Source organism: Streptomyces sp. NPDC005438 (assembly GCF_040606315.1).
Classification (GTDB): Bacteria; Actinomycetota; Actinomycetes; order Streptomycetales; family Streptomycetaceae; genus Streptomyces.
Genome location: NZ_JBEXEP010000001.1, coordinates 1,110,479 through 1,134,470, shown reverse-complemented (window position 1 = coordinate 1,134,470; position 23,992 = coordinate 1,110,479). Strand labels below are relative to the sequence as shown.

The window sequence follows — 23,992 nt, the reverse complement described above, 5'->3', positions numbered from 1 at the left end:
ACGGGGTGCGGGCCCGCACTCCGTGGGGCTCGACCGGGGTCAGACGACCTGGTGCAGCCAGCGGACCGGGGCGCCCTCGCCTGCATAGCGAAAGGGCTCCAGCTCGTCGTCCCATGGTTTGCCCAACAGCCGTTGCAGCTCGTCCTCCAACCGCCCCTCTCCCTCGTGGGAGCGGGTCACCGCCGCCCGCAACCGGTCCTCGGGGATCAGGATGTCGCCGTGGATGCCGGTGACCGCGTGGAAGATCCCCAGGGCGGGGGTGGAGCTGTAGCGCTCGCCCTCGGCGGTGGGGCAGGGCTCGGCGGTCACCTCGTAACGCAGCAGGTCCCAGCCTCGGAGCGCGGAGGCGAGTCTGGAGGCGGTGGAGGGGCTGCCCTGCCAGGAGAGTTCGGCCCGCCAGGTGCCGGGCGAGGCCGGTTGGGGAGTCCAGTCGAGACTGACCCGGTCACCCAACACTCCCGTCACGGCCCACTCCACATGCGGGCACAACGCGCGGGGCGCGGAGTGCACATACAGGACTCCACGTGTCGTCATCGGGACCTCCTGTGCTGTGGGGCACTGGCGCTACGCCGGCAGTGGCCCGGGTGCCCGGCGGCCAGGGGCCGGTTGAGCGCCTGACATTCTGCACCATCAACCACTTCACTACCAGCTCTCAAGGTTACGAACAGTAAACACCATTGCTGGCATTTCTCCCTGAAAAGGAAGCGCTGCGGGAAGATGCCCCGATCCGCCCTCACCCTCAGACACCACCAATGTCACAGACGAACGATGGGCGTCACAGGTGTTCGCCATCACCCCCGGAATCCACGTCAGGTGACGTACCGTCGTGGAGATGTCCAGGGAACGGGGAAGTCCATGAGCGCCGAGCGCCCAGACCACTCACCCGGCCGCCGGAAGGCCGGACGGCGAAGCACCGTGATCACGGTGGCCCTGCTCACCTCACTCAGTGTGGCGGGACTGGCGGGCTGTAGCCAGGGAGACGGGGACAAGAACGGCGACCTGCACACCAAGCGTGAGCGTTCCTCCGCCCAGCCCAAGGCACCCACCATCCCCTGGAACACCAAGCCCAGGACCCTCACCGCGGTGGGCGACTCCATAACCCGGGGTTTCGACGCCTGCTCGCTGATGTCGGACTGCCCCAAGGTGTCCTGGTCCACCGGCACCGACCCCTCGGTCAACAGCCTGGCCAGCCGGCTGCTCAGGAACCCCTCGCGCCAGGCCACCAACCTGGCCCGCAGCGGCGCCAAGATGGACGAGTTGCCGGCCCAGTTGGACAAGGCCGCCGACGACCGCCCGGACCTGGTGACCGTGATGATCGGGGGCAACGACGCCTGCACCAAGACGGTCGGGGAGATGACCCCGGTCAGCGAGTTCCGCGCCGACTTCAACCGGGGCCTTCGGATGCTGCGCGAGAAGTCCCCCAGGTCACAGCTGTACGTGGCCAGCGTGCCCAACCTCAAGCGGCTGTGGCAGCAGGGCAGCACCAGCCCCTTCGGGGTGGGCGTGTGGAACCTCGGCATCTGCCAGTCGATGCTGAAGGACGCCAAGTCGACGGACGCGACCGCCACGAAGCGGCGGGAGACGGTGCACCAGCGGGTGCGGGCCTACAACCGGGCGCTGCGCGAGGTCTGTGCCACGGACGACCGCTGCCGGTACGACAACGGCGCGGTCTACGACTACCGCTTCACCACCGAGGAGCTGAGCAAGTGGGACTACTTCCACCCCAGCAAGCAGGGGCAACGGAAGCTGTCCGCGCTCACCTACCGCCAGATCGTCTCCGCGCGCGCACCCCACTGAACCGCCCACCGCTCCGCACCCCGCACCACTCCGGGGCGCCCGGCGCACGGGCACCCACGTTCGAGGGGTGACGGGCGGGACGGCGGCTGATTTCGCTCCGGCCATCGCGGTGCCGTTCACAGGGCACCGTCCGCTGGCCGCCGTCCGCCACGGGCTCGCTGATCGTCCCCGCCGGGCCGCACCTCGCCCGCACCGGGACGGATTTCCACCGATCGGTTCCTCAGGGGCAGAATGCGATCAGTTCGCGCCGGTCCGACCTGGTGTCGAACTCGCCCGCCGGCCACCAGAGTTGGGGCCGCCCGACGCCCGAGGAGCACCATGACCAGGACCGCCCGCGCGGTGATCGTGGACGGACCGGGCCGACACCGTCTGGTGCGGGGACCCCTGGCCCACCCCGGGCCCGGCGAGGCACGGGTCGCGGTGTACGCGGCGGCGGTCAGCCCCCGGGACCGGTCGCTGTACGAGGGGACCCACCCGCACCGCTACCCCGTGGTGCCCGGGCACGAGTGGTCCGGCACGGTGGACGGGGTGGGTGAGGGAGTGGACCCCGCGCTGGTGGGCCGGCGGGTGGTGGGCGAGCCCCTGCGGGGGTGCGGCGCCTGTGACCGTTGCCGGGAGGGTGCCGCCGAACTCTGCGCGGTGCACCGGGAACGGGCGGCCATCCCCCCGGGTGCCTTCGCGGACGCGGTGACCGTTCCGGCGACCTCGCTGCACGCCCTGCCCGACGACGGCGACCTGTCGGCCGCCGCCCTGGCCGCTCCCACCGCCGAGGCGGTGGCGGCGGTGGAGGCGGGTGCGCCCGGGTACGGGGAGCGGGTCGCGGTGATCGGCGCCGGGACCGTCGGGCTGCTGACCGTACAGCTGCTGGCGTCCCGTGGGGTGCGGCAGTTGCTGGTGGTGGAGCCCCGGGTGCCCCGGGCGGACGCGGCCTTCGGCATGGGGGCCACCGACAGCGCGGACCTGGACGAGCTGTACCCGGGGGGTGACCTCGACGGCTGCTGGGACCTGGTGATCGACACCCTGGGTGGGCCGCGTACCGGGGCGGACGGCTGTGTCGCCCTCCGCCCCGGCGGTCGCCTGGTGCTGGCCGCGCCCACCGAGCCCGGTGCCCTGGGGTTGGACCCGGCCCTGTTGACCACCCGCCAGGTGACGGTGCGCGCCCTGGGACCGGCGCCCTCCCGCGCCTGGACGGTCGCGGTACGGGCCCTGCGGGACGGGGTGGTCGATCCCAGTGGCCTGGTGAGTCACCGGCTGGGGCTGGAGGAGTTCGCCACCGCGATGGAGCTGGTGACCGGTGACGATCCCCGGGTGGGGCGGGTGCTGCTGCACCCCTGAACCGCGCTCCTGGGGCGCGGCTCAGCCGATCCGCAGCTCCACCTCGATGTTGCCTCGGGTGGCCCGGGAGTAGGGGCACACCTGGTGCGCCGCCTCGACCAGCGGGCGAACCTCCTCCTCGTCCCGTCCGGGAACGGTGGTGACCAGGGTGACCCGTAGCCCGTAGCCTCCGTCGTCGGTCTGGCCGATGGCCACCCGGGCGGTGACCGTGGAGCCGCTGACGTCCACCCGCTCGCGGCGGGCGACCAGGTGGAACGCGCTGTGGAAGCAGGCGCCGTAGCCGGCGGCGAAGAGCTGTTCGGGGTTGGTGCCCTGCCCCGAACCCCCCATCTCCCGTGGGGTGTTGACGGTCAGGTCCAGCTGGCCGTCGTCCGAGGTGACCCTGCCGTCGCGGCCTCCCCGGGCGGTGGCCTCGGCGACGTACAGCTCCTTGATCGGTTGCTGTGGAGACATGGTTGTCCCTCCTGGGATCAGTGGTCGAGGGTGACGATCATCTTGCCGGTGTTCTCGCCCCGCAGCAGGCCGAGGAAGGCGTCGAGGGTGTTCTCGATCCCGTGCACCACCGTCTCGCGGTACCGCAGTTCGCCGGAGCGCACCCAGGCGGAGACCTCCTCGGCGAATCGGGGGCGCAGGTGCTCGTGGTCGCCCACCAACATGCCCTGGATGCGCAGTCGCTTGCCGATGACCAGGGCGAGGTTGCGGGGCGCGGCCGGGGGTTCGGTGGCGTTGTACTGCGAGATCATTCCGCAGACCGTGACCCTGCCGTGGACCTTCAGCGAGCTGAGGGCTGCCTCCAGGTGTTCGCCGCCGACGTTGTCGAAGTAGACGTCGATCCCCTCGGGGGCGGCCTCCTTCAGCTGCTCGGCCACCGGGCCGGCCCGGTAGTTGAACGCGGCGTCGAAGCCGTACTCCTCGGTGAGCACGCGCGCCTTCTCGTCGCTGCCGGCGCTGCCGACCACCCGGGCGGCACCCTTGAGCCGGGCGATCTGTCCCACCTGGCTGCCGACGGCGCCGGCCGCGCCGGAGACGAAGACCGTCTCGCCGGACTGGAAGCCGGCGACCTCCAACAGTCCGCTGTAGGCGGTGAGTCCGGGCATCCCCAGCACTCCGAGGTAGGTGCTCAGCGGGGCGAGTTCGGCGGACACCCTGGTGGCGTGGCGGGCGTCGAAGGTGGCGTACTCCCGCCAGCCGGCCATGTGCAGCACGTGGTCACCGGGGGCCAGGCTGTCGTCCTCGGAGGCGAGGACCTCCCCGACCGCTCCGCCCTGCATGGGACGGTCCAGTTCGAAGGGCGGGACGTAGGACTTCACGTCGTTCATCCGCCCCCGCATGTAGGGGTCGACCGAGAGGTGGAGGTTGCGCACCAGCACCTGGCCGGCCTGGGGCGGGTTCACCGGTTCCGTACGCAGGGCGAAGTCGTCGGGGGTGGGCCACCCCTCGGGGCGCGCGGTCAGGTGCCAGGCACGGCTGGTGGTGGGCAGGGTCATGAGGACCTCCTGAATGCTTCAGTGACTGAAATAATCATGCTGTTGAATATTTCAGCGTGTCAAGCAACCCCTATGCTGGTGCCATGTCCCCAGCGTCCCCAGCGTCCCCGACACCTCCGGCCTCCCCGGACCCGGCAGCCCCCTCGGCCCCACCGGCCCGGGACGACTCCCGCGCCCGACAGACCGCACCCCTCGACGAGGTGACCCTGGAGGTGCTCTCCCTCTTCGGCGAGGTCAGCGCGCGCTACCACGAGGAGTACGACCGGGCGGCGAGCCGGCACGGACTGAGCGGCGCCCAGGCCCGGGTGCTGTCACTGCTGTACGCGGAGCCACTGCCCATGCGCCAGGTGGCCCGGGTCATCCGCTGCGAACCGTCCAACATCACCGGCATCGTCGACCGCCTGGAGGAACGGGGACTGGTCGAGCGGCAGCCCAACCCCGCCGACCGCCGCGTCAAACTGGCCGCCCTCACCGACGAGGGGCGCCGCGTGGTACGGGAACTGCGCGACAACCTGCCCTTCGCCCGGCAGCCCCTCGCGGCGCTGACCACCGAGCAGCGGCTCCAACTACGCGACCTGCTCCGGCGCGTACTGGGCGAGCGGGAGTAGCCCACCCCGGAGGGCCGGCCCGGCCCCGTACCGGAACGGTTGCCCAACTCCCGGGCTCAGCCGAACAGTTCGCCCCGCAACCGCATGGTGCGCAGCACCAGCTCCAACTCGAAGCGGCTGTCGGGGTCGTCGATCTCGCCGCCCCACAACTCCCGGATCTGCCGCAGCCGGTAGCGCACCGTCTGCGGGTGCACCCCCAGACGCTGGGCCACCTCGGGGGCACCTCCCCTGGTCTCCAACCAGGCCAGCAGGGTTTGCGCCAGCCGGCGGCCCTGCGTGGGACCACAGTGCCGCAGCGGCGCCAGCCGACGCCTGCCCAGGTCGCCGATCAGCTCCTCGGGCGGCAGCAGCACCAGGGCCTCGGTGTGCGCCGTACACCGCAGCAACTCCCCTGCCGGCAACAGTCCGCGCTCCACCAGGTCCACCGTCGCCTGGGCCCAGTACAGGGACTTGGACGCCTCGGACAGCGGCACCGAGGGGCCGATCGCCCCCGACCAGCCGGCCGTGGCCCGCCGCAGCAACTCCCAGCGCCCCGCCGCGTCCGGTTCCGGCACCACCATCCTCGGACGCTCACACTCCATGTCCAGCAGCACGTCACCGCCCACCGCCGGGGGCACCGCCTCCCGGGCGGGACGCACCAGCACCGCCACCGCCACCTGGCGCGGCACCTGCCAGCCGATCCGGGCGGCGCGGTCCTCGATAGCGGACCGGTCACCGCCCTCCTTGGCCAACAGCAGGTCCAGCAACCGGCGTTGGAGCCTCAGCCGCTCCCCCGCCCGGTGCGCGGCGGCCTCGGCGTAGCCGCGTATGGACTCCTCGACCATGCCATCGATCAGCTCGAACCCCGACTCCACCAGGGCGTACATCGCCGGAGGGGGGATGCGCATCTCGGTGCCCAACTCGGCCAGACGCCGCCACGCGAGGCGTACACCGAGCCGGTAGATCGCCTGGAGGGAGTCCAGGCTCCGACCCTGGAGCACCTCGCCCCGGCCGAACTCGCGGAACACCCGGGGGTACGCCAACGGCGCCCCGGACTCGGCGGTCAGGTGCTCCAGGAAGTGTTCGAGGGCGCGGCGGATGCCGACCAGTGCCAGCGGCTCCCCCGACTCGTCCTCCGCGAGGGACAGGCCCGGGTACTCCCGGCGGATCGCCTCCAGGATGTCCTGCGCCAGGAGGGGTACCTCCTCCTGGGCGCGGGCGGAGAACTCCCGCATCCGCGAGGGCGGTACCTCCTCCCAGACCGAACGCACCGTGGCCTGTGTCATGGGCTACCCCTCGGAGTTGCCCGCGCCCTGCTCGGAGGTCTCGCCGTCTCCGGGAGCCGCGGGGTCGTCTGACTGCTCCGGCTTCGACGAGCCGGAGGGCGCCTCAGAACCGGAGGCGCTCGGCTCCGCCTCCTCGGAGGCGTCGGGGCTCGGCTTCCCCTCGGTCGAGGGCGACGACGAGTGACCGGGTATGGGGGTGATGGACTCTCCGGGTTCGGGAGCGTGGAACTCCACCAGCGGGTCGTTGGGTTGTTCCGGGGTGGCCTGAAGTGCGGACACGACGCCGAAGGCGGTACCTACGGCTGCGCCCGCGGCGACGAGACACGTCACAACGGCTGCGACGAGTTTGTGCATGGCGCGGCAAACCTCTCTGCGGAGAATCCGCACCGACCCCGCCCCGGGTCAGCTGGTGACACCTCGCTTTGGTGAGTGTCGAAGAGCCATTGCGCTATGTCAAGGAGTCGCCTACGGTTACCGGCTCGTAAAGAACTCCTCTCGCCTCTTCTCGCGAGCACCCCTTCCGTAGCGCCTCACCCTCGGAGTCCCCGCTATGAGCAGTGCCTCAAGCAGCCCGGCTGACCAGCGCGTTTCCCGCGCTTCCCGGGCGGCCGTATCGCCGCTGGCCCTTGTGTTGATCGGCCTGGGCGTCTTCCTGCTCGTGTTGTCACCGTTGCTGGCGTACTACGTGAAGCCCCAGGCCAAACGGACACCGATCGATGTGAACATCACGACTGTCTTCACCGGCAAGGGCAGCTACTTCGACCAGGGTTCGCTCAGCAGCAAGAAGGGGCAGGACCTGAAGATCGTGCGCCGGGTCTTGGGCAACGTCGCGGCCAGCGAGAAGTCCGGCAACGCGGTGTGGGACGTGTCGACCACCATCGACAACCCGGACACCGTGAAGCTCAAGGACCCCCGCAAGTCCTTCCAGTGGCAGACCGAACGCTGGGTGACCGACCGCGCGACCAACAAGGCCGTGCACTGCTGCGGCGAGCAGCCCAAGCGCTTCGAGGGCGAGGCGTACCTGAAGTTCCCCTTCGACGTGGAGAAGCGCACCTACACCTGGTGGGACAGCACCCTCGGCGCCACCGTGCCCCTCCGCTACGACGGCAAGCAGAAGGTCCTCGGCCACGAGGGGCTGCGCTTCACCGGCACCGTGAAGCCCACCCAGGCGGGCACCCGTCAGGTGCCCGGCCGGCTGGTCGGCGCCAAGAGCGGCCAGGTGAACGCCGAGCAGTGGTACTCCAACTCCGGTATAGAGCTGATCGTTGACCAGCGCACGGGCCGTATCCTGCGGGCGACCATCGAGCCGCGGATGTCCCTGCGCGCGCCCGGCGGCGACGAGGACAAGGTCACCCTGCTCCAGAGCGACGGGATGCGGTTCACCGAGAAGACCCAGCGCCAGGCCGTTGACCTGGCCAAGGCCGACAACCGCAAGCTGGTTCTGGTGGGGAGCACCGCCCCGATCACCGGCGGCATCACCGGGGCGCTGTTGGCCCTGGTCGGAGCCGTACTGCTGGTGCGCGGCCGTCGTACCCCGGCCCACCGTGGCCAGCCCTGACCGTCCACACCAGCTGACCGCCCCCGGCGGACGGACTGGCCACCACCCACGAGAAATGACGAGACATCAGTCTGATAACACCCCGAATTTGTCACTTCCATGAGTAGCCCCACCCATCGCCCGGGCCAACACTGAGCCCACCCATACGCACCGTCCCCGCCCCCGCAGTACCTCGCCTCACCCCGCCACACCCACCTGTCCGAGTCGGAGCGCGTATGCCCCAGTACGTACGACCCTCAACGCTCACCGCCAACGGCGGCGGCGCTCTCCCCCTCGCCACGTCCACGAACGTTCCGGCACCCACGCCGTCGCCCGAGGTCGTCGCCGTCCCCGAGACGGTCATGCCCCGGCACATCGTGTTCGTGGCCCGACGTGACCTGGGCAATCCCGCCGCCGGCGGTTCGGAGCTGCTGATCGACAAGATCGCCTCCGGCCTGCACCAACTCGGCCACCAGGTCACCCTGTTGTGCGGTGGCCCCGCGGCCGACCGCGACTACCGGGTGGTGTCCGCCGGCGGTGACGCCGAGCACTTCCTGCGCGCCCCGAGGACCTTCCGCCGGGAGGTCGGCGCCTGCGACCTGCTGGTGGAGGTCTGCAACGGGATGCCGTACCTGGCACCGCTGTGGCACCACGGCCCGACCCTGTGCTTCGTCAACCACGTGCACACCGACCTGTGGGGGGTGCGCTACCCGGGGCCGGCCGCCCGCATGGGACGCCGCCTGGAGCACTGGGCGCTGGCCCGCAACCACCGCTCCAACCTCAAGGTGGCCGTCTCCGGTTCGACCGCCGAGGCGATGCGTGGCATAGGGGTGCCCGAGGAGGACATCCGCATCGTCCACAACGGGGTGGAGGAGCCGCCCACCCTCCTCCCCCGGTCACCGGAACCGATGTTCCTGGCCATGGGGCGGCTGGTGGAGTACAAGCGGATCGACCTGCTGCTGCGCCTGTGGGAGCGGGTACGCCCGGTCACCGGCGGCCGTCTGGTGATCATCGGTGAGGGTCCCGAACGCCGACGGCTGGAGGCCATGGCCGGCCCCGGCGTGGTATTCACCGGACACGTCAGCGAGGAGGAGAAGCACCGCCTGCTGTGCGAGTCCTGGATGCTGCTGCATCCCTCGATGGTGGAGGGCTGGGGTCTGGTCGTCACCGAGGCCGCCATACGCGGCACCCCCGCCATCGGCTTCGACATACCCGGGCTCCGCGACTCCATAGAGGACGGAGTCACCGGACTGCTGGCCCGGGGTGAGAGTTCCTTCGCCGCCCACTGGTGCGCGCTGGCGCTGTCCGAGGAGCGGCGGGAGCACCTGGGGGCCGCGGCCCGCCAGCGGGCCGCCCGCTTCCAGTGGTCGCGCACCGTCCACACCTTCCGCGAGGTGGCCATCGAGGCGTACGGTCACGGCCAGCGCGCGGGCTCCCTCCGGCCGGCCGGCGTCGCGGCCGGGCACCCGAGGTCCCGGGTGACCCGGGGCCGGCGCAGATGGTCCCAGGGACGGCGGCCGTGACCAAGGCGTTGAAGGACCCCTCGCTGCGAAGATCGCTGACGCTCTTCCGCGCCTTCATGAACGAGCAGTCCGACCCGGAGTCCTGTTACCGGCTCTTGGCCGAGGACGCGGCCTCCCAACTGCGGCGGTACGTCCCACTGGAGGGCTCCACCATCGTCGACGTCGGCGGTGGCAGCGGCCACTTCACCCGCGAGTTCCGCCGGCAGGGCGCCCACAGCTTCCTCTTCGAGCCGGACACCCGCGAGTTGACCGCCGCGGGACGCCCGGTCGAGGGGGCGGTGCTGGCCGACGGCTACCTGCTGCCGGTGGCGGACGGGGTGGCCGACGTCTGTTTCTCCTCCAACGTGCTGGAGCACGTGGCGGACCCCCAGACCTTCCTGTCCGAGATGGTGCGGGTGACCAAGCCCGGTGGGCTGCTGTACGTCTCCTTCACCAACTGGTACTCGCCCTGGGGTGGTCACGAGACCGCCCCCTGGCACTACCTCGGCGCCGACCGGGCGAGGGCCCGGTACCAACGGCGCACCGGCCGGCAGGCCAAGCACACCCTCGGCGAGAACCTCTTCGCCGTTCACATCGGAACCACCCTTCGCCAGGTGCGCGTGCGTGAGGACGTCGAGATCGTCACCGCCCGCTCCCGGTACTGGCCCTTTCTCACCAGCGCCATCACCCGCGTCCCAGGTCTGCGGGAGATCGCCACCTGGAACCTCCTTCTCATTCTCCGGCGGTGCCACTGATGACCACGATCGTGCAGGCGCCTCCCCAGGCGCCGGCCCCAGCTCCCGACCCCGCTCCCGCAGAGCGGCCCCTCAGCCGTAAGTGGCTGCTGGGGTTCTGGGCCGCGGTCTTCGTCGCCTTCCTGGCCAAGTCGCCGGGCAAGATGACCTTCGAGACCAAGCTGGGAGTGGCCACCGACCCCTGGAAGTTCCTGGCCGACCTCGGCGAACTGTGGCACGACCGGGCCGGGTTCGGCGGTATCGCCGACCAGTACATCGGCTACGCCTTCCCGATGCTGCCGTACTACGCGCTGACCGACCTGCTCCAGATACCCACCTGGCTCGCCGAGCGGCTGTGGATGTCGCTGGTCATCGCCGCCGCCTTCTGGGGCGCCCTCCGGCTGGCCGAGCGCCTGGGCTTCGGTGGCCGGGGCAGCCGCGCGCTGGCCGCCGCCAGCTACGCGCTGTGGCCCACCTTCACCATCGTGGTCGGCTCCACCTCGGCCGCCGCCCTGCCCGGCGCGCTGCTGCCGTGGGTGCTGCTGCCGCTCACCTCGACCACCCTCACCCCCCGGGTGGCCGCCGCCCGTTCCGCGCTGCTGATCCCCTTCATGGGCGGGGTCAACGCCGCGTCCACCCTCGCGTCGCTGATGCCGATCGGGCTCTACCTCCTCACCCGTACCGGCCGTCGCCGCAAGGCGCTGCTGGCCTGGTGGATCCCCGGAGTGCTGCTGGCCACCCTGTGGTGGGTGGGCCCCCTGCTGCTGCTCGGCGGCTACGGCGAGGACTTCATGCCGTACGTGGAGCAGGCGGACACCACCACCGGCACCATGGCCGCGACCGAACTGCTGCGCGGCGCCGGCAACTGGACCGCCTACCTCAACTTCGGTGAGCCCTGGCTGCCCGCCGGCTGGGCGGTGGCCGCCGGTGCCCTGACCATCCTGGGCGGGGCGGTCGCCGCCGCCCTGGGCCTGGCCGGGCTGGCCCGACGTGACCTGCCCGAGCGCCGCTGGCTGATGCTGACCGTGCTGTGCGTGGTGGGCATCACCCTGGCCGGGTACGCCGGTTCGCTGGGCGGCCCCCTCTCCGGGCCGGTGCAGGACCTGTTGAACGGCACCCTCAAGCCGTTCCGCAACATCTACAAGTTCCAGCCCGGACTGGCCCTCGCCCTCTGCCTGGGCCTGGCGCACCTGCTGGCGGTCCTGGGCCGCTCCTCGGTACGGGTCCGGGGCGCGCGCTGGCTGCCGGCGGTGGCCGCGCTGCTGGTGATCCCCGGCCTGGCGCTGCCCTACGTGAACGGCGACATCCTCCAGCCCGGCGCCTTCAAGAAGCTGCCCGAGCACTGGAAGCAGACCGCGAACTGGCTGGAAGACGAGGCGCCGCACACCCGCGCCTACGTCACCCCGGCCACCGCGCACGGGCAGTACACCTGGGGCAAGCCGATCGACCAGCCCCTGGACGTGCTGGCCAAGTCGCCCTGGGCGCAGCGGGACTACGTGCCCTTCGGCACCCCCGGTTCCCGCCGGGCCACCGACGCGGTGGAGCAGGCCCTGATGAGCGGTGGACAGGTGCCCGGACTGGCGCCGTTCCTGGAGCGCGCGGGCCTGCACCACGTGGTGGTCCGCAACGACCTGGACCCGGACCAGATCGGCTACGTGCCCCCGCAGACGGTGAAGCGGACCCTGGAGCTGTCCGGCTACAAGAAGGTCAAGAGCTTCGGCCCGACCCTCACCGGCGGCCGTATCCCCGCCAACACCCCGGTGGAGATCGCCGGTTTCTACCCCCGGCAGAAGGCGGTGGACATCTACGTCCCCACCTCCTCCGCCTACGCCAAGAAGCCGCGGAACGTGGAGTTGCAGCCGGCCTCCGAGCTGACCCAGGTCAGCGGCGGGCCCGAGTCGCTGCTGCGACTCGCCTCCGACCCCGGCTTCCGTGGCCGGCCCACCGTGCTGACCGGTGACGAGCACCCGGGCGTCGACAAGCCGGCGGTCCAGGCGAACGCCGACGGACTGCGCCGGGCCGACACCCGCTTCGGGCTGGTCAACAACAACACCTCGTACACCTACGGGCCCAAGGAACGGAACCACCCCGACAGCGTGCAGAACGCCGGGGAGGAGCCGAAGCAGATCCTGCCCGCCGAGGGAGTCGACCACCAGACCACCTCCCGGCTGCGCGGTGCCAAGTCGGTGACCTCCTCCAGCAGCGGCAACTGGCTGTTCCACATGCCGCAGTACGAGCCGGTGGGCGCCTTCGACGGCAACCCCGACACCGCCTGGGCGGAGGGCTCGGCCGGCAAGCCGGTCGGCCAGTGGATCCGGGTGGCGTTCACCAAGCCCACCGAGATCCCCCGCTCCCTGCTGGTGACCCCGCTGCCCGGCAGCGGCACCCGGGCGGCGCCCACCTCGGTGCGGCTGGAGACCGACCGGGGCAGCGCCGAGAGCAACCTGCGCACCGACGGCTCCGTCCAGCGGATCAAGGCCCCGCAGGGCAGGGCGAGTTGGCTGAAGCTGACCATCACCGGCGCCCAGACCCCCCGGTCGGGCCTGTCCGGTGCCGGCTTCAAGGAGATCTCCCTGCCGGACACCCTGGTGACCCGGGTACTGCGGCTGCCGGAGGACTCGGCCAAGAGCCAGGCCTCGCGGGAGCTGGTCTCCCTGCACCGGGCCGGTGACCCGGGCGGTCTGTCGCCCGTCTCGGCCGAGGTCGGACTGCACCGCAGCTTCCACACCACCGGCTCCGGCGAGTACCGCGTCAAGGGCCAGGCCATCCCGGTGCCCGGACCGGAGCTGGACGAGCTGCTGGACGAGGTGGCGCCCGGCTCCCGTGACCGGATCACGGCCACGGCCGACTCCACCGAGACCACCGGTCTGTCGCTGAGCCCCCGCAACCTGGTGGACGGCGACCTGTCCTCGGCCTGGATCGCCGGCGACAAGCCGACCATCCACCTGAAGTGGCCGGAGAAGAAGGAGATCGACAAGCTGGTGCTGGCCGCCTCCGGCGGTGTCTCCACCCGTCCGACCGAGGTCCGGCTCAGTTCCCCGGACGGCGCCACCACCACGGCCGTGGACGAGAACGGCTGGGTCCGGTTCGACCCGATGGAGACGGACCAGCTGGACATCACCATCACCAAGACCAAGACGATGACCGTGCACAACCCGGTCGCCGGCAGCGACATGCAGCTGCCGGTCGGTCTGAAGGAGGTGTACCTGCCGGCACTGGACGAGTTCCGGGTCAAGGCGCCCAGCCCCGACCTGGAGTTCGACCTGCCCTGTGGCAAGGGTCCGGCGGTGTCCGTGGACGGCACCCTGCACTCCACCAAGGTGTCCGGGAAGGTCCGTGACCTGACCGAACGCCGGGCGGTGGACGTGGAGTTGTGCGCCGGCGAGGCCAGGAACGGCACCCTGGAACTCGACTCGGGGCGGCACACCGTGGAGGCCGGCGACCGTGGGCCGCTGACCTTCACCGACATCTCGCTCAGCCGTGGCCAGTTGGCCACCCCGACCGCCTCCCGCTCGGCGGAGGCCACCGACTGGAGCGGCGACGACCGCACGGTGGAGGTCGGCAACGGCGAGGCCTCGTACCTGGTGACCCACCAGAACTACAACAAGGGCTGGAAGGCCACCCTGGACGGCAAGGAGCTGAAGTCGGTACGGATGGACGGCTGGCAGCAGGGGTTCTTCGTCCCGGAGGGCTCCAGCGGCACCGTGAAGCTGGAGTACCAACCCACCATCTGGTACCAACTGTCGCTGATCGTCGGGCTGTTGGGCCTGGTCGCCCTCGGTGCGCTGGCCCTGTTCCGCCGGAACAACGGCACCCCCCTGGGTGAGGGCGAACGTCCGACCCCGGCCCCCGGCTGGGTCCTCGGCGCCCTGGCGCTGACCCTGGTGGTGGCCCTGGTGTCCGGGCCCTACGCCCTGGTGGTGCCCGTACTGGCCCTGGTGGCCTGGGCGTTCCCCCGGGTGCTCGGACCGATCGCGCTGGCCGGCATGGTCGGTGCGGGCGTGCTGGCCGCCTTCGGGGCCCGGGACGGCATCACCGAGGACGCGGGCGCCTTCGGCACCGCCGCGCAGGCCCTGGCCCTGCTGGCCCTGGCTGCCGCCCTGGTCACGGTGCCCACCAGGAAGCGGCCCGAGGAGCCACCGACCGAGCCCCTGCCGTACGGCCCGCCGCCGGAGGAGTTCCACCGCCGGCCGTCCGCCGGGCCCGTGGTGTCCGCCACCCCGCCGCTGGGGACCCGTACCCCCACCGCGCCCCCGCCAGGGGCGCCGGCCGACGAGGACCGGGGCACCAAGCGGCTGCCGCAGCGACGTTCCGGGCGGCACAAGCCGCCGGACGGGAAGGGCACCTCGTGACCTCTCCGCACGACGGCACCGGCAGCATGACCGGACCGGAGCCGACACCACGGGCCGCGCCCACCCGGCGCGGCACCGTGGGGCGGGTCCCGTTCCCGACCGTGGACGAGATCAGCCGGCACTGCCTGGACGAGCGGGAGCCCGACACCGTCCACATCGAGATCCACCTGCCGCGCCGCCCGGACCCCGAACGCCTCCGGGCGGCGGTGGACGAGGCACTGCGGCGGCACTCCCGGGCCCTGGTACGGGAGGCGCCCACCAGCTGGTGGGGCCCCCACTACCGCTGGGAGCTGACCGAGGGCGCCGACCGGGAGGCGGTGTCCTACCCCGGCGGCACCCTGGAGGACGCCCGCGCCAGGTCGGTGTCCGAGTGCCCCTCCCTGGACGCCTCCCCACCGCTGCGGATCGAGGTGGTCGAACACCGGGGTGCCTGGGTGCTGGTGGTGAGCGTCAACCACACCGCCCTGGACGGGCCGGCCTGCCTGCGGCTGCTGGCCACCACCGCCGAGGTCTACGGGGGCGCCGACAACTCCCCCGCGCCCGCCCCGGTACGCCCGCCCAGCGACGCGGTACCCCGGCAGCCACCGGCGGCCGGTCGTACCTGGGCCCGCCCGGCCCGGATCGCTCCCGACGCCCACACCCCCGGGGTGAACGGCAACGGGATGCTGCTGGTCCAGCTACCGGTGCCCTCCCGGCCGCCGAGGGACACCGGGGGCGAGGCCCGCTACACGGTCAACGACCAGTTGCTGGTGGCCACCTGTGTCACCGCGATGCGCTGGAACCGTGAGCACCGGGCGCCGGCGCGCCCGGTGCGGATCACCATGCCGGTGGACGACCGGACCCGGGGCACGGAGATGCCCATCGGCAACGGCACCCGGCTGGTGGAGGTGACCTTCCACCCCGAGGAGCGGGAGCTGTACCAGGCCCTCACCGCCCCCGAGGGCCCGGACCACCAGGCGGTGGTGCGGATGCTGCACGCCACCGCCGCCCGCACCCGCGCCCTGAAGTCCGTCAACCGCCCCCAACTGGGCCTCAGCGGCGCCCTGTTGACCTCGCCGCTGCTGCCGGTGGGGCTGCGCCGGATCGGGGTGCGCGCCCTGCGCCGGGCGGCCGGAGCCTGGTCCTCGACCACCCTGCTGAGCAACATCGGACGGGTGCCCTACCCCATGGACTTCGGCGACGCCGGCCGTACCGGAGCGGTGTGGATCTCCGCCCCCGCGCGCCGGCCCCGGGGACTGTCGGTCACCACCGTGTCCGTCGGGGGGCGGGTCCAGGTGGCGTTGCGCTGGTCCCGTGCCCGGTTGGACGATGAGGCCGGTGAACGCCTGGCTTCGGAGTTCGCCCGGTCCCTGGCCGCCACCTCACACCAGGAGGGTGACCTGTGACGGTCCCAGCAGTGCGGTACGGGTCCCCCCTCACTCCCCGGAGGTCTCGATGACCTCCACCACCCCGGGCGAGAGCGGCGGACTGCGTGACCTGTACGAGGACCCGGCCACCCCGGTCGCCTCCGGCCCGGACCGGTCACGCCGGCAGGCCACCATCCTGGCCCGTGCCCTGGGGGACACCCCGGGCACCGTTCTGGACATCGGCTGCGGGGACGGCAGCGCCGCCGCCACCGCCTCCCGGATCCTGGACCGGCACCGGATCGTCGGCGTCGACTGGTCCCAGGACGCCCTGCGCCGGGCCTCGCGCCACCTGACGCCGGTACGGGGCGAACTCACCGCCCCCGGCCTGCCGTTCACCGACGGCTGCGCGGACGCGGCGCTGTTCAGCGAGGTGATCGAGCACCTGGTGGACCCCGACTCGGCGTTGGACGAACTGCACCGGGTGCTGCGCCCGGGCGGCCACCTGCTGCTGTCCACCCCCAACCTGGCCGCCTGGTACAACCGCGGCCTGATCCTCGCCGGCATCCAGCCGGTGTTCTCCGAGGTGAGCCTGCGCGGCATCCACGGACGCCCGGGCAGCCAGGTGGTCGGCCACCTCCGCCTGTACACCGCCCGCGCGCTGCGCTCGATGCTGCCGGCCAGCGGCTTCGAGATCGTACGGATCACCGGGGCCCCGTACCACGACGTGCCCCGCCCCTTCCGGCCGCTGGACCGGCTCGCCTGTCACACCCCCTCACTCGCCTCGATCCTGCTCGTCCACGCCAGGCGGTCCTGATGGTCTGGGGCGTGATCGCGGCCCTGCTGGCCAACCTCTTCTTCAGCGCGGGGTTCGTGATCGAGAAACGTGCCCTGGGGAAGCTGCCCCCGCTGTCGGCGGCCCGGCCCGCACAGGTGCTGCTGGCCCTGCTCCGCAGTCCCCTGTGGATCGTGGGCGCGGCCTCCCTGGGCATCGGCTTCGCCGCCCAGCTGATCGTCTACCGCACCCTGCCGCTGATCGCGGCCCAGGGGCTGTTCGTCACCGGACTGGTGATGCTGCTGCTGATGTCACCGGTCTTCCTGGGCGAGAAGCCCAGCGGACGGGAGCGGCAGAGCATGGTCGCCATCCTGGGCGCCCTGCTGATGATCGTCTTCTCCCTGCACCAGAGCACCGAGTCCATCAGCCGGATCGCCCCCGCCCCCATCCTGCTGGCGCTGTGCCTGCCCTCGCTGGCGGTCGGCATCCTGATGTTCCTGACCGCCTCCCGACGGGACCGCCGCCGCCACCGCCTCCCCAGCAGCGGGGTGCCCTACGGGGTGTCAGTGGGCTTCCTGTACGGCGTCAGCTCACTGGCCATCAAGGGAGTGGCGGGGCTGCTGCACCTGGACGACCTGGGCGGCACGCTGTCCTCGCTGCTGTCCTCCCCCTACCCGTACCTGCTGCTGTGCACCGGTTCCTCGGGGCTGGTGCTCTCCCAGACCGCGCTGCAACGCTGTCGGGCCTCCCTGCTGGTACCGGTGTGCACCACCGTCACCTTCCTGTTCACGGTCATCACCGGAACCGTCGCCTTCTCCGAACCGCTCCCCCACGAACCGTTCCGACTCGCCCTCCGGCTGGGCGGCGCCGCGATGGCGGTGACCGTGCTGCTGGCCCTGCCCCGGCACGAGCCGGACCCCGAGGACCCCGAGGGCCTCGCCACCGCGGAGGAGGGCACCGAGGCCACCGCCACCCCGGCGGGCCCGACCACCGGCGGAGCCACGACCGGGACGTCGGACGACAGGACCGCCGCCCCGCCGGTCCGCCCCCGCAAACCCGACGCGCCACTGGGCCGCACCGTCTCCGCGACCGTCCACCCCACGCGCCAGCACACACCGGAAGGACGCCACCATGACCGCTGACAGCCCCCAGTCCTCGGCCCAGCGCACCCTGGAGCCCGGTGACCCCCTGCTGCGCATCCTGGCCTGCCCCCTGGACAAGGGGCCCCTGGTGTTGCTGCTGCCGGAGGAGGTCCTCTACAACCCCCGGCTGCGCCGCAGTTACCCGGTGGTGGACGGCATACCCCAGCTGCTGCCCTCCTCCGGGGAGCAGCTGTCCGAGGAGGAGCACGCCAAGCTGCTGCCCCGCCTGGAGCGGACGCCCCAGGGCGGTACCCACACGGAGGGCTCCTCATGACCCTCGCCGCACGGATCGGCCCCCACCTGCCGGGCGGTCTGGTCGCCAGGGCCACCACCGCCCTCTACCCCCGGTTCGAACCGGAGCTGGCCCGGCTGGCGGACTTCTGCCCCCGGGGCGGCACCGTCGTCGACATCGGTGGCTGGTACGGCCCGTGGACCCGTCGGCTGGCCCCGCGCGCCGACCGGGTGGTGACCGTCGAACCGGTTCCCCACCTGGCGGAGCAGCTGCGCCGCTCCACCCCTGCACACGTCGAGGTGCTCCAGGCCGCCGCCACCGACCACTCGGGCCGTGCCACCCTGTGGCTGCCGGAGGGCGGGCGCGGTGACCGGGGGGTGTCCTCGCTGGTACGCCGGGGCGGGCTGCACCGCGCCACCCTGGAGGTCCCGGCGCTCACCCTGGACGAGCTGGCGCTGTCCGAGGTCACCCTGATCAAGATCGACGTGGACGGCAGTGAACTGCCCGTACTGCGCGGAGGCAAGGACACCCTGGTACGGGAGAGGCCGGCGCTGTTCATCGAGTTGGAGGAGCGCATCCAACCCGTGGCCCCGGTCGTCTCCTACCTCGACGACCTCGGCTACGCCGGCTGGGTCCTGCCCCGGAACCACTGGGTCCCGCTGTCGGGCTTCGACCTCGGGGCACACCAACGGCGCACCAGCCACGTCGCCGAACACGGTCTGCTGCGCCGTACGCTCGCCCCCCACCCCCGCTACGTGAACTCGGTGCTGTTCCTCCCCGAGGGCCACACCCCCGGCGCCGTCTGACGGGGGCCGACAGCACTCGGGGGCGCGGGCGTTCGGGATCACTCCCGGACGGCCGCGCCCCCGCTGGTGGGACCCGCTCAGGTGTTGCTGGTCCCCCAGTCGTCCTCCAGGGGCTCGCCCCTGCGGTGACGGAACGCCTGCACCCTGTCGTGCACGGCGGCCGGCATCCGGTGACCGACCCGGTCGGTGACGCTGTCCACCGCCTTCGACGCCGCCTGCCGCCCGGTCTGGGCCGCCGACTCGGCGGCGTTACGGACGGCGGGGTTCTGTGCGACCCGTTGCGCGCCGGCACGCAGTTTGTCGTAACGTTCCCGTCCCGCGCGGGTGCCCAGGACGTATCCCACAGCCACCCCGAGGGTGAACGTCAGCCGGTAGCGCATGGCTCCACCTTTCCTAAGGTCCGTGCGGACCGCTAACCGATTTCAGCCTGCCGCTGCCATGCGCTAATGTATTGCCCGCGGCGAGGGCGCGCCCCCGGATCACCGGGTCGGCGAGTCCGAGCGGAGCGGTCCCCTGTAGCTCAATCGGCAGAGCAGCCGGCTGTTAACCGGCAGGTTACTGGTTCGAATCCAGTCGGGGGAGCGGATCTTGGAGAAGGGCCCCACCAGATGGGGCCCTTCTTCGCGTCCGCAGCCCGTCTGGCCCTATCCCCCTTCTGTTCACCCAGGACGCCCGCAAACCGGGAACCAGCCGGCTTCCCCGTGAGTCCTTGCCCTTGAAGATCGGCACCCGCGCGGGCAGTCGATCTGATGAGCGGCTATGCTGCGGCAGACGGCGCGCCGCACCTGTGTGGCGCGCCGTAACCGGGGCGGTAGCTCAGCCGGTTAGAGCAACGGACTCATAATCCGTCGGCCGTGGGTTCGAGTCCCACCCGCCCCACCAACTCCCCTCTTCTCAGAGGGAGTTGACCTCTCCTCAGGTCGGGGGCGCCACTCGTACGGTGGTGCCCCCGTCGTATGTCCGGCGCCTTCCCCGACTCCCCCGTCCGGCCCGGCCCTCCCCCGCGCCGGTACGGAACACGCGGCGGGGCCACCCGGGGACGGACACCCGGATCAAGGCCGCCTCCCTGGTTCTCCCGGGCGGGGAAACCTCCCCGGAACCGGGGAGGCATATCCTCCGCCCCATGCCCAGACCCGCCCTTTTCACCACCGAAGCGCTCCTTGACGCGGCCGTCTCACTGGCGGCCCGGGGTGGGCCGAACGCGGTGACCATGGCCGCGCTGGCCCGGGAGACCGGTGCCCCCAGCGGTTCCCTCTACCACCGCTTCACCGGCCGTCCGGCACTGCTGGCGGGGGTGTGGCTCCGCGCGGTGGAGGGCTTCCAGGAGGGGTGCGCCCGGAGTCTGCGGGCCCACCCCTCGTTGGAGGCGGCGGTCGACACCGCCCGGTACGTGGTGGACTGGAGCCGTCAACACCCGGAGCGGGCCCGGGTGTTGCTGTACCGGCCGACGGACTTCGACAGCGGGCACTGGGCGGACACCGACCTCAGGCGACTCCGTGACGGCAACGTCGAGGTCGGCGCCCTGCTGGGGGCACTGGCACAGCGGCTCCACAGGTCGGGTGAGTCACCCGACCTCGCCCTGGAGCGCCTGCGGCTGGCCGTGGTGGACCTGCCGCTGGCCCTGGTGCGGCGCGGGCTGCTGGACGAGGCGGGACTGTTGCCCCGGGCGGCGGAGCTGGCCGCCGAGTCCGCCCGCCGGCTGCTGGCCCCCTGCCGGGAGCGGTGAGGACCCCTCACTCCCTCAGTTCGACGGGAAGGGCCGGGGCGGGGACGTTCTGGTAGGCGACCGGACGCTGGAAGCGCCGTACGGCGGCGGTACCCACCGAGGTGGTGGTGGGCGCGGTGGAGGCCGGCCAGGGTCCGCCGTGCTGCTGGGCGTCGCTGACCGTGACCCCGGTGGGCCAGTCGTTCCACAGCACCCGGCCGACACGTTCGGCCAGCAACTCGACCAGACGAGCCCCGTCCCGGTCGAGGTCGGCGCCGCCCTGCACGGTTCCGGTCAGGGAGCCCTGGAGGCCGTCCAGCGCCTCGGTGACCTCGGCCAGGTCGCCGTACTCCACGACCAGGGAGGCCGGACCGAACACCTCGGTGCTCAGCAGGGTCGGGTCCTTGATCACCGCCTCGGCACTGGTGCGCAGCAGGACCGTGTCCGGGGTGCCGGCCTCTCCGGTACGGCGTACCGCGACCTGGACGCCGGGGTGGCCGGCCAGGGAGTCGAGCGTCTCGCGGTAGCCGTCCTCGATGCGCGCGTTCAGCATCGGGCCGGTCGCCCGGTCGGGTACGGCGGCGAGGAAGGCGTCGGCGTCGGGGACGAACACCACACCGGGCTGGGTGCAGAACTGGCCGGAGCCGAGGGTGTACGAGCCGGCGAAGCCCTCGGCGATCTCCTCGGCGCGCTCGGCCCATCCGGCCGGGGTGACGACCACCGGGTTGGTGGAGCCCAGTTCGCCGTAGAAGGGGATGGGGTCCGGGCGGCTGGCCGCGAGGTGGTGCAGGAAGCTCCCGCCCCGGGTGGAGCCGGTGAAGCCCACCGCGCGGATCCGGGGGTCCTGTACGGCGAGCGCCCCGGCCTCCTCCCCCTCGATCAGTCCGAGCAGCCCGTCCGGGGCGCCGGCCCCGGCGAGGGCTTCGGCCACCAACTCGGCGGTACGGCGGGACAGTTCGGGGTGACCGGGGTGGGCCTTGACGACCACGGGGCAGCCGGCGGCGAGGGCGCTGACCGTGTCCCCGCCGGCCACGCTGAAGGCGAAGGGGAAGTTGCTGGCGGCGAAGACCAGTACCGGGCCGATCGGCACCAGGGTCCGTCGGATGTCCGGCCGGGCGCCCATCGGCCAGTCGGGGTCGGCGTGGTCGATCCGGGCGTCGTCCAGGGCGCCGGCCTCCAACCGGTCGGCCAGCAGTCGCGCCTGGAAGGTCGTGCGGCTCAACTCGCCCCGCAGGCGCGGTTCCGGCAGTCGCGTCTCCCGCTGGGCCAGCGGTACGAGGGTGTCGGCCGCGCCGTCCAGGGCGGTGGCGAGGGCTCGTAGCCAGCCGGCGCGGTCGGCGGTGGAGGCGCGGCGGGCGGGTCGGGCCGCGGAGTGGGCGGCGGCGAGGGTCGCGTTCGGGGTGGGTTCGAGCGGGGAGCCGGTGGAGGGATCGGCGGTGGGCATGGGTGACACCTCACTGCGGGTACGGGTGGTGGCCGCGCGGAAGGGCGTGCGGGAACCGCGCGGGAGGTCGGATGCGGGGCGCCTGACCCACCGGAACGGCGGGGCCGCACCGGTGGGTCGGGGCCCGGGGGTCAGGTGACGATCGCGTGGGAGGCCATGTCGGCGAGGGTCCACTCCTCGACCTCGTCCAGGTGGACGGCGGCGGCCTCCTGGGCCGCCACCACGTCGCGGTCGGCCATGGCGTCCAGGATCTCCAGGTGGCGTCGGGTGGAGCCGGCGAGCCGGTGCTGGCCGGTGGCGCCGAGGACGCGCAGCCAGTAGACGAAGGGTTCGACGGAGTTGCGGGTGGACACCAGCCGGCTGTTGCCGGTGGCGGCGACGATCTCCCGGTGGATGCGGGTATCGCTGGCGAAGAACGGTTCGTAGTCGCCCTGTTCGGACGCCTCCAGGGCGGCCACCGCCTCGTCCCTGAGGTCGGCGATCTGCTCCAGCGGCATGGCCTCGGCGGCCACCCCGGTGGCGAGCCACTCCAGGCCCTTGCGGAGCTGGCAGACCTCGTGGACGTCCTGGCGGGTGGGGCGGGTGACGAAGGTGCCCGACCGGGGCCGGGTCTCGACCAGCCGGTCGTGTTCGAGGCGTACCAGGGTGTCGCGGACGGGGGTGCGGGACACCCCGAACTCGGCCGCGATGGCCTGGGGGTCCAGCCGTGAACCGGGCGCGTACACCCCGGTGGTGATGCGCTCGCACAGGAGGCTGTAGAGCTGGTTGGAGATCGACTCCACGACCAGGGGTGGGCGCCCCTGGCCGCCGACAGAGGTGGTGGTCATGAACGCCTCTCCCTGGGGAAGTCACACCGCGCACTCAGTCGATCAGGTTAGCCGCCCGGAGCGCGGTACGGATCCGGGACCGTTCCGACTCGGTGGCCGGGGCGAAGGGTCGGCGGGGCAGGCCGGCGGGACGTCCCTGGAGTTCCAGGGCGGCCTTGATGGTGGCCGGGAGGTTGGGCGCGTCGATGGCCCGCCAGACGGTCAGTATCCGTTCGTGCAGCTCCAACGCCCTTGAGTGGTCGCCCTGTTGGACCGCGTCCCACAGTTCGACGCTCAGCCGGGGGGTGACCGTCGGGATGGCGGCCAGTGCTCCGTGGGCGCCCATGACGAAGGCCGGGTAGTGCAGGTCGTCGAGGGCGGCGAGGATGGTGAAGCGGTCCCGTACCCGGTGCAGCAGGTCGACCAGCAGGTGGATGTCCCCGCCGGACTGCTTGACGGCCACCACCTGCGGGACCTCCCGCAGCCGTTCGATGGTGTCGACGCCGACCAGGGCCCAGGGCACGACGTTGTAGAGGACGATCGGCAGGTCGGTGGCCTCGCCGATCTCCCGATAGTGGGCGACGGTCTCCTCGGCCGAGGGCGCGAACACGTAGTGGACCGGGGTGACCTGGAGGGCGTCGACGCCGGCTTCCTTGAGGGCGAGGGAGTAACGCCGGGCCTGGGCGGTGGAGTTCTGGATGACGCCGCCGATGACCGGCACCCGCCCGGCCACCTCCTCGACGACGGTGCGGCAGATGGCCGCGCTCTCCTCCAGGGACAGGGTGTGCCCCTCTCCGGTGCTGCCGCAGGCGCAGATGGCGGTGACGCCCTGGTCGAGGAGGTAGGCGACCTCCTTGCGGAGCAGGTCGAGGTCGACCTCGTCGTTCTGGTCGAACGGCGTGACCACGGTCGAGATCATCCCGCCGAGCTGGATCTCCTGCACGAGTTCCTCCCGCGTATTGCCGCACCGAGAGTGCGTATGTAATGTCTGATACATCAGATGCTAACACGTGGTTCCGAGCCGCCACCGCGGATCGCGACCCCACCGCCCCCACGCGGGCGAGACCGCTCACCGATCCGACGGGCTCCACGGTCCACGCTGATCCGGGAGCCGGCGCATCA

The 23,992-nt window shown here is 72.1% G+C and carries 22 protein-coding genes and 2 tRNA genes; 15 read left to right on the top strand and 9 right to left on the bottom strand.

Annotated elements, in window-relative coordinates; translation table 11 throughout:
* Positions 1-39 precede the first annotated feature (39 nt).
* A complete protein-coding gene (locus ABZT14_RS04745) occupies positions 40-534 on the bottom strand; it encodes a DUF3145 domain-containing protein (RefSeq protein WP_356296871.1) in 495 nt (164 codons plus the stop codon).
* Positions 535-855: 321 nt separating this feature from the next.
* Here ABZT14_RS04745 and ABZT14_RS04740 point away from each other — a divergent pair, with 321 nt between their 5' ends.
* Together ABZT14_RS04740 and ABZT14_RS04735 are read left to right on the top strand one after the other, a co-directional pair.
* Positions 856-1,797, top strand: coding sequence for an SGNH/GDSL hydrolase family protein (locus ABZT14_RS04740; RefSeq protein WP_356296868.1), 942 nt, complete (start codon positions 856-858; stop codon positions 1,795-1,797).
* 318 nt (positions 1,798-2,115) lie between these two features.
* Complete coding sequence (locus tag ABZT14_RS04735) at positions 2,116-3,132, top strand: alcohol dehydrogenase catalytic domain-containing protein (protein WP_356296865.1); 1,017 nt, start codon at positions 2,116-2,118, stop codon at positions 3,130-3,132.
* Between the two features lie 21 nt (positions 3,133-3,153).
* On the opposite strand, the gene ABZT14_RS04730 is transcribed toward ABZT14_RS04735, so the two are convergent.
* A complete protein-coding gene (locus ABZT14_RS04730) occupies positions 3,154-3,585 on the bottom strand; it encodes an organic hydroperoxide resistance protein (RefSeq protein ID WP_356296863.1) in 432 nt (143 codons plus the stop codon).
* A 17-nt stretch (positions 3,586-3,602) separates the two neighbouring features.
* Complete coding sequence (locus tag ABZT14_RS04725; protein WP_356296860.1) at positions 3,603-4,619, bottom strand: NADP-dependent oxidoreductase; 1,017 nt, start codon at positions 4,617-4,619, stop codon at positions 3,603-3,605.
* Between the two features lie 83 nt (positions 4,620-4,702).
* Here ABZT14_RS04725 and ABZT14_RS04720 point away from each other — a divergent pair, with 83 nt between their 5' ends.
* On the top strand, positions 4,703-5,227 hold the full coding sequence (locus tag ABZT14_RS04720) for a MarR family transcriptional regulator (RefSeq protein ID WP_356296857.1): 525 nt from the start codon (positions 4,703-4,705) through the stop codon (positions 5,225-5,227).
* Positions 5,228-5,283: 56 nt separating this feature from the next.
* On the opposite strand, the gene ABZT14_RS04715 is transcribed toward ABZT14_RS04720, so the two are convergent.
* Together ABZT14_RS04715 and ABZT14_RS04710 are read right to left on the bottom strand one after the other, a co-directional pair.
* Entirely contained in the window at positions 5,284-6,492 is a 1,209-nt protein-coding gene (locus ABZT14_RS04715) for a helix-turn-helix domain-containing protein (protein WP_356296854.1), read from the bottom strand.
* 3 nt (positions 6,493-6,495) lie between these two features.
* Positions 6,496-6,771 (bottom strand): hypothetical protein, encoded by a 276-nt coding sequence (locus ABZT14_RS04710; RefSeq protein WP_356296851.1) that lies wholly within the window; start codon positions 6,769-6,771, stop codon positions 6,496-6,498.
* A gap of 340 nt (positions 6,772-7,111) precedes the next feature.
* Here ABZT14_RS04710 and ABZT14_RS04705 point away from each other — a divergent pair, with 340 nt between their 5' ends.
* From ABZT14_RS04705 to ABZT14_RS04665, 9 genes are all read left to right on the top strand, one after another.
* Entirely contained in the window at positions 7,112-8,050 is a 939-nt protein-coding gene (locus tag ABZT14_RS04705; protein WP_356297092.1) for a DUF3068 domain-containing protein, read from the top strand.
* A 215-nt stretch (positions 8,051-8,265) separates the two neighbouring features.
* Entirely contained in the window at positions 8,266-9,552 is a 1,287-nt protein-coding gene (locus tag ABZT14_RS04700; RefSeq protein WP_356296848.1) for a glycosyltransferase family 4 protein, read from the top strand.
* An 8-nt stretch (positions 9,553-9,560) separates the two neighbouring features.
* Positions 9,561-10,286: a class I SAM-dependent methyltransferase gene (locus ABZT14_RS04695; protein WP_356297089.1), complete on the top strand. Its 726-nt coding sequence runs from the start codon at positions 9,561-9,563 to the stop codon at positions 10,284-10,286.
* On the top strand, positions 10,286-14,617 hold the full coding sequence (locus ABZT14_RS04690) for an alpha-(1->3)-arabinofuranosyltransferase family protein (RefSeq protein ID WP_356296845.1): 4,332 nt from the start codon (positions 10,286-10,288) through the stop codon (positions 14,615-14,617). Before ABZT14_RS04695 ends, ABZT14_RS04690 begins: the two co-directional genes overlap by 1 nt.
* A 26-nt stretch (positions 14,618-14,643) precedes the next feature.
* Entirely contained in the window at positions 14,644-16,002 is a 1,359-nt protein-coding gene (locus ABZT14_RS04685; protein ID WP_356297087.1) for a condensation protein, read from the top strand.
* A 49-nt stretch (positions 16,003-16,051) separates the two neighbouring features.
* Positions 16,052-16,777: a methyltransferase domain-containing protein gene (locus ABZT14_RS04680; RefSeq protein ID WP_356296843.1), complete on the top strand. Its 726-nt coding sequence runs from the start codon at positions 16,052-16,054 to the stop codon at positions 16,775-16,777.
* On the top strand, positions 16,777-17,877 hold the full coding sequence (locus tag ABZT14_RS04675; RefSeq protein ID WP_356296840.1) for a DMT family transporter: 1,101 nt from the start codon (positions 16,777-16,779) through the stop codon (positions 17,875-17,877). The genes ABZT14_RS04680 and ABZT14_RS04675 overlap by 1 nt, the downstream gene beginning before the upstream one ends.
* Before the next feature lie 28 nt (positions 17,878-17,905).
* Complete coding sequence (locus tag ABZT14_RS04670) at positions 17,906-18,151, top strand: Trm112 family protein (protein WP_356297084.1); 246 nt, start codon at positions 17,906-17,908, stop codon at positions 18,149-18,151.
* The gene (locus ABZT14_RS04665) at positions 18,148-18,915 is read left to right on the top strand and encodes an FkbM family methyltransferase (RefSeq protein WP_356296837.1); all 768 of its coding nucleotides are present in this window, start codon (positions 18,148-18,150) and stop codon (positions 18,913-18,915) included. The genes ABZT14_RS04670 and ABZT14_RS04665 overlap by 4 nt, the downstream gene beginning before the upstream one ends.
* 77 nt (positions 18,916-18,992) lie before the next feature.
* On the opposite strand, the gene ABZT14_RS04660 is transcribed toward ABZT14_RS04665, so the two are convergent.
* Positions 18,993-19,295, bottom strand: a complete 303-nt coding sequence (locus tag ABZT14_RS04660) for a YtxH domain-containing protein (protein ID WP_356296834.1) — start codon at positions 19,293-19,295, stop codon at positions 18,993-18,995.
* 129 nt (positions 19,296-19,424) lie between these two features.
* On the opposite strand from ABZT14_RS04660, the gene ABZT14_RS04655 reads away from it, so the two are divergent.
* From ABZT14_RS04655 to ABZT14_RS04645, 3 genes are all read left to right on the top strand, one after another.
* Positions 19,425-19,497 (top strand) — tRNA-Asn (locus ABZT14_RS04655).
* A 223-nt stretch (positions 19,498-19,720) separates the two neighbouring features.
* Positions 19,721-19,797: transfer RNA gene (locus tag ABZT14_RS04650), tRNA-Ile, on the top strand.
* A gap of 241 nt (positions 19,798-20,038) precedes the next feature.
* Complete coding sequence (locus ABZT14_RS04645; protein WP_356296831.1) at positions 20,039-20,641, top strand: helix-turn-helix domain-containing protein; 603 nt, start codon at positions 20,039-20,041, stop codon at positions 20,639-20,641.
* Positions 20,642-20,648: 7 nt separating this feature from the next.
* Here the strand turns inward: ABZT14_RS04645 and ABZT14_RS04640 are convergent, their stop codons facing one another.
* From ABZT14_RS04640 to ABZT14_RS04630, 3 genes are all read right to left on the bottom strand, one after another.
* Entirely contained in the window at positions 20,649-22,064 is a 1,416-nt protein-coding gene (locus ABZT14_RS04640) for an aldehyde dehydrogenase (NADP(+)) (RefSeq protein WP_356296829.1), read from the bottom strand.
* Positions 22,065-22,195: 131 nt separating this feature from the next.
* Positions 22,196-22,891, bottom strand: a complete 696-nt coding sequence (locus ABZT14_RS04635; protein WP_356296826.1) for a GntR family transcriptional regulator — start codon at positions 22,889-22,891, stop codon at positions 22,196-22,198.
* A gap of 34 nt (positions 22,892-22,925) precedes the next feature.
* Positions 22,926-23,813, bottom strand: a complete 888-nt coding sequence (locus ABZT14_RS04630; protein WP_356296823.1) for a dihydrodipicolinate synthase family protein — start codon at positions 23,811-23,813, stop codon at positions 22,926-22,928.
* Between the last annotated feature and the right edge of the window lie 179 nt (positions 23,814-23,992).